Raw genomic sequence first — 8185 nt, 5'->3', positions numbered from 1 at the left:
CCTCTCCTTCAACGTCCTAAACCAGCGCTCAACACTGTTCCTCGGCCCGAAAGTCACATGCAGATAACCCAACCTCAAACTCTTAAAAGCAGACTTATACCAGCTCGCCCTGTCAACCAGAAAGACAGGCTGCCCTTCACACGACTTTAAAACAACCAGAATGAAATCCCTGGCAACCCACCAGTTTCTAACAGTCGTAATCCAGACTGCTAAAACTTCCTTGCTCTCAACGTCAATTGCAGCCCAGAGGTATCTTTTCTTCCCGTTGATTTTTATTACTGTTTCGTCAACTGCGATGAAGTTTCGCTGTTTTTTGACTGCGAGGATTTTTGGCTTGTAAACTGCTTCTGCGAGTTTTTGGACTGCCTCCCAGACTGTTACGTGACTGATTTTGAGTATTCTGGCGGTTTGCCGGTAACTGAGGCCTCGCAGGTATAATTCTACTCCCCTGATTTTCTTTTCTGGTGGGATTTTGTTGCGACGAAAGGGTTTTAAGGCTGAAACCACCCAGTAAATAATGGTTTCAGACTTCATGTTCCCCCTTCTTTTTCTAAAGTACTGCCAGTAACTTAAACCTGACACCCCACAGCTTATCCTAACAGTATCACCTTCCCAATCGCAAACTTTATAAATCCAAATCCACTCATGTTAAAACAGCTGGCATGCGGTGGTAGTCTAGCCTGGTCTAGGACACCGGCCTTCCAAGCCGGTGACCCGGGTTCAAATCCCGGCCACCGCACCAAACTTTTGAGCGCTTTTTCTCCAAGATCTCCAGTATTTGGAATCTTCTCCTATTTCCCGATGACTTGCTAAGCAACTTTGCAAAAGTGAGACTTTATGGGCTTTTAAAAGAGAAATTGGGGAATATACAACGGTATCCCCATGACTCGCCAGATATTTAATCCATGTGCCCTTTTCGGAGTTTTTCTGCCAGTTCGACCAGCTTTTTTGCCCTTTCTATGTCGATGTCCTTCTTTGTGTCTCCGTTTTCTTTGATCCACGTGCCAACAATGAACCCATCCGCATATTTCCACAGCGTTAGCAGGTTCTCGTAGGTTGTCCCTGAACCAATCAAAACGGGAACGTTTGAAAGCTCTTTTGCAAGCTTAAGCTTTTCCACATCCACTTCACTGCCTGTTCTTTTTCCGCTGACTATCACGGCATCTGCCAGTCCTCTTTCGACAGTGTCCATTAAAGCCTCTTCGAAGTCTCCAAAGTGGTAGGCATGCTTAACGTGAACGTCCGCAAAAATCTTGATTTTTGAGGGGAGGAGTTTTCTGAGTCTTGCAAGCTTGTGCGCTTCTCCTTCGATTATCCCCTGGTCGGTATAAGCAACTCCGCTTAGAACATTCACTCTGATGAAATCTGCTTTTGTGGCATATGCTATGGAATAGGCCGCTATAGCATCGTTTCTCAGCACGTTTATGCCAAGTGGGAGGGAAATTTCATCTCTTATTGCTTTTGCAATAACGCTCATGGAAGCAACTGTTACAGGTTCGACGGTTTTTGAGAAAGGCACGTCGTTAAAGTTTTCAACCATTATTGCATCAAATCCCGCTCTTTCTAATTTTTTCGCCTCTCTTAGTGCGTGTGCAATGACTTCATCAAAATCATTTTGGTAGAGGTATGAGCCAGGCAGAGGCCTGAGATGGATCATTCCGATTAGTGGCTTGTCTTCGAAATTCATGGGATCACCAGAAGAAAATGGGGGCAGAGATAATAAGTTTTTCTAACCGGCTTTACTGAAAGCCTCTGCAATGGAAGCCATGCTGAGCTCCTCTCTCCCTAAAGGGTGGGGGTTCATCCTACCCCTTAACCGGTGGCACTCAAGCTCTCTAGGATTGTCGTTCCAACTCAGGTATCCCTAACTACTGAACGGGCATTTTTGAGATCGTATAAGGCTTTCGACACTCCAAAAATTAACCCTGAATTACTGCAAATGAACAAACCTGACCTCCTTCCCGCCGTGAAGGGCGAGGCTTTCAAGAGAAAAAAGTAAGAAAACAACCAGAAGAATGGGAGTTGAGACTATTTGCCCATTTTCTCTACAAGTTCGTCCAGAACTTCTTTGAACCTTGCCGCATCTGTCCATTTGATCCCCATCTTTTGAGCCCACGTTAAAATTCCAACATCTGCAGAAACAATTGTCGCATCAAGCTCTTTGGCCAAGAGGATAAGCTCGAAATCCTCTTTACTGTCTACGATTCCTTCTCGTAGGGCTTTTCTATAATTCCTTCTGAGCTTCTGAATTATTGCATCTACGTTTTGGGTGTATATAACGCTCTCTCTCACGGCCTTTTCAGCTACTCTCAGACCCTTATCTATTCTTCTCCTAATATCCTCTATGAGTTCATAAACGACGAAAGCCGGTATCTTGATATCGTGCACATTGGGGGGCTTTTTGATTATATAAAGCTCGATGTCGGGGGAAACCTCTTCGAGTTCAACGAAATGAGTTACCTCTTTGTAGATGCCGGGAGGCATGTAGAATTCGACCCTTCCAAAAAGCCTCTCTACATATTCTAAAAACTTTTTCATAGCTTCTGTAGGATTTTCCCCAAACTTATTTCTAATCTCGGGATTAACAAAGATGCTTGTGTCAAGTACAAAGCGGATCATTTTCACCACAACCTATTATTGTTCGTAAACTTTAAAACAGTAACCGCCAATTTAAATAGTCTCAGCACTTTTATTGGGAGGTTGTAAAATGAAAGTAGGAGTAGTATTTGGAATTAGTGAACTTGCAAATCCAAAAGCCTTTGAGAAGAAAACTTCTGAGTTCTTGATGAAGCTTGCCAACGAGTTTGAAATTGAGGGAGGAGTGTTTGTATCTTCAAAATCAGAAACGAGAGAGGTAGACTTCAAGGACGTTGATGTCATAGTACTGTACCCCCTAACCGGTGGCACTGAGAATCCTCTCAAAGAGTTTGCGTACTATAGAAAACCGATAATCCTATTCGGAGATCCATTTAACAACTCAATTGCCGCTGCAATAGAGCTCAGGGAGTATTTTAGAGAGAGGTTAATCCCGGCAACACTGGTTAAAAGCTTTGATGAACTTAAGGCTGCTATTCTGGGTTATGAGGATATGGGAGAAATCTTGGGCAAGTTCCTAAACCTCAGACTGGGGTTGATTGGAAGGACTTCTGTATGGCTTATAAACGAGAAGTTCGAGCTTCCTTATGTGCACATAAGTCTGAAGAAGTTCTATGAGTACTATGAATCAACAACGGAAGCTGAAGGATGGAAAGTTGTCGAGGAAATAATCGCAAAGGCCAAGGAAATAAAGGAACCTCAGCGAGAAGACCTTGTAAAAGCTGGCAGAATCTATGTGGCCCTTAAGAAAATAGTTGAGGACTATAATCTTGACGGGTTTGCGATAGGATGCTTTGAGATGCTGACCAAGCTTAAAGCTACTCCCTGCTTGTCTCTGGCAATCTTCAACGCTGAGGGCATTCCCGCTGCATGTGAGGGAGAACTGAACTCCCTACTGGGAATGGCATTAATAAGGAAATTCTTTGACAAGCCGGCATTTATGGGCAATATCGCAGACTACGGGGACGATCACATAATACTTGCTCACTGCACAGCACCCCTGATAGGTGGCTACATTCTCAGGTCTCACTTCGAGAGTGGAATGGGAGTTGGAGTGGCGGTAAGCCTTCCTAAAGGAAAGGCATCCCTCCTGAAAATCAGGGGCAGAAAAGCTGTAGTAGCTGATGTTGAGGTCTTGGAACAGGAAATGAGCGAGCACAGGTGCAGAACTCAAATGAAGCTCAAAATCACAGAGGCAAAAGACTTCATTGACGGAACCCTTGGCAATCACCATCTACTGGCATATGTGGACAGTGAAGAGCTTGCTGACCTGCTGAGCGAGCTTGGCTTTGAAGTTATGCTCTACTGATCTTTACCTTTTTTAGCTGTAAGGTTTATTAGTTCTCCATGCATTATTTTAAAATTGGTGATTGTAATGGAGTTTAGTGAAAAAGAAAAGAAGGTGCTTATGTACATTTTAGATAAGATAATCGACTTCGTGATAATAACCTCTGCAGTCGCAATTGGCTTTATAATAGCCTCAGGCTTTGTTGCTAGGCAGATAGCCCAAGCTCTCGGAGGATGAAAGTATGAAGAGGAAGGCTCAGGCAGCTATAGAGTATTTAATGATGGTAGCCCTTGTCATGATTATAATCTTTGTCGTAGTTCAACTTGTTAGAAGAACTGTTTTAAATGCTGCCCAAAATATTCAAAACCTCACTAAATCAATAATTGAGGAACTGCAAAAAGCAAAAGAAGGAGTCAGTCCATGAGCTTTTTCCCAAAAAGCCTAAGTCCTATGACTGTTACCACTCCAATTGCAACCGGAATTATGTGAAGGGTTGCTGCACCAAATCCTATTGCTCCGATAACGGCTCTTACCTCTTTTCTAAGGTTCTTTCTGAACCAGCCGGTAAGCGATATTGCCAGTAGATACATAACCAGAAGTGTAGCTCCAAAGTCGTAAAGTACCTGGAGAGTTGTTGTTAATGTCCACTTTTCTACAGTTATTAAGAACATTTCTGGGTGGGTAAAGTATATGTATGGGCCGATGTATCCCGCTAAGGCATATTTTACAGCGTTCAAGGCTGTCTTCCAGAAGTCTCCTCCCGCTAAAGCTGAACCAGCGTAAGAGGCTAAAGCCACTGGTGGGGTAACATCTGCAAGTATTCCAAAGTAGAATACAAAGAAGTGGGCTGCAAGCAAAGCTATTGGAACTGTAAATCCGGGAACGGGAGAGCTGTAGGGCTGTAAGCCTAAGACTGCATGATATATTGCTGGAGCTGCTACAAGAGAGGTTATAATATAGTTTGCCGTTGTTGGCACTCCCATTCCTAAGATCAGGCTGAATATCATTGTTAGTACTAGCAGAAGCCAGAGATTCCCTGCAGCTAGGTCGATTAACCTGTACCCCAAACTCGTTACCAACCCAGTCATTGTAAGTACTCCTTGGATAAGCCCAGCACTTGCCGCTGCCAGCATTACACTTGTGCTCGTTTTTCCGGCATCTATCATAGACTCGTAGGTAGCCGAGTACATTTTCTTGCCGTCCTCACTCTTTGAGACATATCCAACTATCAGAGAGAAAACTATCCCCATGATACCGCTCATCAGCAGTATTTGCTCTCTTCTCATCCCCAGGTATTTGGTTAGAGCTACGAACAGAATGAAAAGTAAGCTTATGTACAGCTTTTCGTTAAATTCCAGCAATTTAGTTGAAAAAGACAATACTATTAAGGATAATGCAAGCAAAATAAGGACTATTGTTACTGGTGATGCTATTTCTCTGCCGGTAAACATAAGGATTGTGGTTGCTATTAATGAAGCTACGTAAATTCCTTCATGTCCTTTGATACTGTCCTTTGATATCCATGCAACCCAGATTGCTATTCCCAGAGAAGAAATTGCTGATATGTGTGGAGGGATACCGTTCTGCCTACCCGTAAAGTGTGTGTAGGGTGTTAATTTCGTAACGGGTAGGCTTCCCTCCTCCCGTCTTCATCGGAGGGCTTTCGGGGGGAACGGGAACTCCCCACATCTTCAGGGCTTTCAGCAGTCTCCATTCGGGCTTAACTTTCCCCCACATATCGGAGACTGCCACACCATCAAAAAATATGACTCAAAACCATTTAAGCTTTACGGAACCAAAAATATTCAAATGTTCCGGTAGTTATCGTTTAAAGAACAGCCCAGACTAATGCCGCTGTAATAACGGCTATTGGAAGTAATATGTAGAGCTTTCTAATGAAGTATCTAAGAGGCATGAACTCTTCTCTTGGCATTCCTTTCAGTCCAAGTCTCTTTGTTTCTAGGTCTATGAATAAATATACACCCGCATAATAGACCAAAGCGGGGAGCACAGCTGCTATGATTAATTTGTTATAGGGAACTCCAAGAAATTCAGCCATAATAAAAGCTGCTGCACCCATTATAGGGGGCATTAACTGTCCGCCCGTAGAGGCAACGGGCTCAACGGCTCCTGCAACCTCTGGAGGATAGCCAGCTTTTTTCATTAGGGGTATGGTGAAAGTTCCTGTAGTCAAAACATTGGCAACGCTTGATCCACTTACAGTTCCCATTAGTCCGCTTGAAATAACTGCAGCCTTTGCGGGCCCTCCCGGGCGGGAGCCAAAAAGGGAAATCATAAATTCTGTTATGTAATCGCTTATTCCGATTTTTAGCAAAAACGCTCCAAAAAACACAAAGGCAAAGACGTAAACTGTCATGACGAAGAATGGGACTCCAAAGATTCCTTCATCAAAATACAGTTGTTGGGTAAATCTAATCCAGTTAAATCCTATATCGTTTATTCCATAAAGCAAAAACACCACCACGACAAGTGGAAGAACCCACCCAAGTACTCTTCTTGTTGCCTCAAGTACTAGTATTATTGCCATCACACCAAAGACAACATCGGTTAGGTATACTTCTGCGTATGTTGCGTACCTTTGGTACACAAAAAACAGGTACATTGAGGAAATAACTCCAAGCGCTGCTAGTATGTAATCGTACCATGGAACTCTTTTGAGATATTGTTCTTTTTTCTTTATTGGGTAGAGAAGATACGTTATTAAGAGAATCATTGCCAGAACAAAGGCCTCTCCCTGCTTTGTCTGGAAAGTTATCTTTAATGGGGCGATGCTTATTCCCATTTTCGAGAAGAGGTCATAAAGGGTGTAATTAAAGTTAAATATGAAGAGGATTTCGTAGAGGCCTATCAAAATTGCTGCTAGTTTTATAACATTCTCAAGTTTTGGGGGAAGAGTTCTCGTTTTTTCAATTACAATTTCCTCCGCTTTTTCAAACTTTTCTTCAATTTCCATATCCGCACCTCCCCATTATGGCAAGTATAAGCGGGCATTTTTTCACATTAAAATTCACAAGAGCTTCTTTTGTTATAGACAATACGACATCTTTGTTCACGATAATCTTTGCGTGATTTAAAGGAATAAACCAAAAGCTGAGGCTCTTCCCGAGGGGAATGTTGACTTTTTTAACATAATATCCACTTTCCGAGTATTGGACGTCCTCTGGAAGACCCGCTCCAAAGTCCTTCCACAACATCCCGATGGCATAAATACCCGTTTTATTGACTTTAAGCTCTTCTATGACTTCACTTCTCTGAACACTGTGAATGTACGTGATTTCTACGTCCTTTTCACCAAGAAGACCCACATAAGAGTGAGTCCCATCACTAATTATAAGGACGTCTACAGGAAAAAGAAGTATTGCAAAAAAGGGGAGCAAAAAAAGAAACCCCTTCAAGCGATTCACCCTTTAAGCTCTTCTGGAATGCTTAAGCCTTTCTCCTCATAGTATTTTATTGCTCCTGGGTGGAGTGGTATGCTCATACCATCGAGGGCTGTTTCCAAGCTTATGGCTTGGGCTTTTTGGTGTTCAGCTCTTAACTGGTCTAAGTTTTCGAAGAGAATCTTTGTCATCTGATATACAGTATCTTCTGAAAGGTCTGCACTTACTGCGAGCATTGCTTTAACAGCTAAAGTTGGTGTGTCTTCTTCAACACCATTGTATGTTCCCGTTGGCACAACTTGTCTAACATAGAATATGTATCCCTGTTGTCTAAGCTTGTTGAGAATGTCATCTGAAATTGGAAGGACTCTAACTGGGGTTTGCACTGCTATTTGGTTAACTGATGGGGTTGGAATTCCAGAAACAATAATGGCCGCATCTACTTGGCCGAGTTTTAGACTTTGTGAGGCTTCATTGAAGTCTTGATTTACTTTTTCAATGCTGTCCCATATACCAGCTGCTTTAAGCACTTGCTCTGCAGCAACGGCTACTCCGCTTCCAGGAGCACCTATGGCCACTTTCTTTCCGGCCAAATCTTGGAGAGTCTTAATATCGCTGTCTGCCCTAACGGATACTGTTAGGATAACTGGGGCATCACCTCCTGAAGCCATTCAGTAACATCACCAGGCGGATCACCAAAACTAGAATGAATTCTGACAAAATTATACCAGAAGGCAAACAGAAAAACAAACCTATGAACTCTCCTCCAGTCTTTACCCCTGAAATTATTCCAGAAACGCTTCGTCCTCTCCTTCAACGTCCTAAACCAGCGCTCAACACTGTTCCTCGGCCCGAAAGTCACATGCAGATAACCCAACCTCAAACTCTTAAAAGCAGGCTT

At 43.0% G+C, this 8185-nt stretch carries 7 protein-coding genes, 1 tRNA gene and 4 pseudogenes; 4 read left to right on the top strand and 8 right to left on the bottom strand.

The window, feature by feature from the left end; all coding sequences use genetic code 11:
- On the bottom strand, positions 1-534 hold a 534-nt coding region (locus THEPK_RS09660; protein ID WP_042701317.1), incomplete at its 3' end, for an IS6-like element ISPfu1 family transposase.
- A 130-nt stretch (positions 535-664) separates the two neighbouring features.
- On the opposite strand from THEPK_RS09660, the gene THEPK_RS09655 reads away from it, so the two are divergent.
- Positions 665-742: transfer RNA gene (locus tag THEPK_RS09655), tRNA-Gly, on the top strand.
- A 156-nt stretch (positions 743-898) separates the two neighbouring features.
- Here the strand turns inward: THEPK_RS09655 and THEPK_RS09650 are convergent.
- Both THEPK_RS09650 and THEPK_RS09640 read right to left on the bottom strand, forming a co-directional pair.
- Entirely contained in the window at positions 899-1687 is a 789-nt protein-coding gene (locus tag THEPK_RS09650; RefSeq protein ID WP_042701316.1) for a BtpA/SgcQ family protein, read from the bottom strand.
- Positions 1688-2028: 341 nt separating this feature from the next.
- Positions 2029-2619, bottom strand: a complete 591-nt coding sequence (locus tag THEPK_RS09640; protein ID WP_198011325.1) for an RNA ligase partner protein — start codon at positions 2617-2619, stop codon at positions 2029-2031.
- 88 nt (positions 2620-2707) lie between these two features.
- On the opposite strand from THEPK_RS09640, the gene THEPK_RS09635 reads away from it, so the two are divergent.
- The 3 genes from THEPK_RS09635 to THEPK_RS09630 all read left to right on the top strand — a co-directional run bounded on the left by THEPK_RS09635 (position 2708) and on the right by THEPK_RS09630 (position 4307).
- The gene (locus tag THEPK_RS09635; protein WP_042701312.1) at positions 2708-3904 is read left to right on the top strand and encodes a hypothetical protein; all 1197 of its coding nucleotides are present in this window, start codon (positions 2708-2710) and stop codon (positions 3902-3904) included.
- 66 nt (positions 3905-3970) lie between these two features.
- Positions 3971-4120: a hypothetical protein gene (locus THEPK_RS13450; RefSeq protein ID WP_232194578.1), complete on the top strand. Its 150-nt coding sequence runs from the start codon at positions 3971-3973 to the stop codon at positions 4118-4120.
- A 4-nt stretch (positions 4121-4124) separates the two neighbouring features.
- Positions 4125-4307 carry a hypothetical protein gene (locus THEPK_RS09630; RefSeq protein WP_042701310.1) on the top strand — a complete coding sequence of 61 codons (183 nt, stop codon included), beginning with the start codon at positions 4125-4127 and terminating at the stop codon, positions 4305-4307.
- Here the strand turns inward: THEPK_RS09630 and THEPK_RS09625 are convergent.
- The 5 genes and pseudogenes from THEPK_RS09625 to THEPK_RS13190 form a co-directional block, all read right to left on the bottom strand.
- A pseudogene (locus THEPK_RS09625) lies at positions 4297-5463 on the bottom strand (TRAP transporter large permease subunit); the annotation flags it as partial. The gene THEPK_RS09630 and the pseudogene THEPK_RS09625 overlap by 11 nt on opposite strands.
- A gap of 260 nt (positions 5464-5723) precedes the next feature.
- A pseudogene (locus tag THEPK_RS09620) lies at positions 5724-6857 on the bottom strand (TRAP transporter permease); the annotation flags it as partial.
- Positions 6847-7281: a DUF1850 domain-containing protein gene (locus THEPK_RS09615; protein ID WP_232194577.1), complete on the bottom strand. Its 435-nt coding sequence runs from the start codon at positions 7279-7281 to the stop codon at positions 6847-6849. The pseudogene THEPK_RS09620 and the gene THEPK_RS09615, both read right to left, overlap by 11 nt.
- 23 nt (positions 7282-7304) lie before the next feature.
- Positions 7305-7916: pseudogene (locus THEPK_RS09610) on the bottom strand (TAXI family TRAP transporter solute-binding subunit); the annotation flags it as partial.
- Positions 7917-7921: 5 nt separating this feature from the next.
- Positions 7922-8185 (bottom strand): annotated as a pseudogene (locus THEPK_RS13190) (IS6 family transposase); the annotation flags it as partial.

Source organism: Thermococcus sp. PK, from assembly GCF_000430485.1.
In the GTDB taxonomy this organism is placed as follows: domain Archaea; phylum Methanobacteriota_B; class Thermococci; order Thermococcales; family Thermococcaceae; genus Thermococcus_A; species Thermococcus_A bergensis.
Note: the sequence above shows the minus strand (reverse complement) of the source record. Positions and strands in the feature narration are given on the sequence as shown.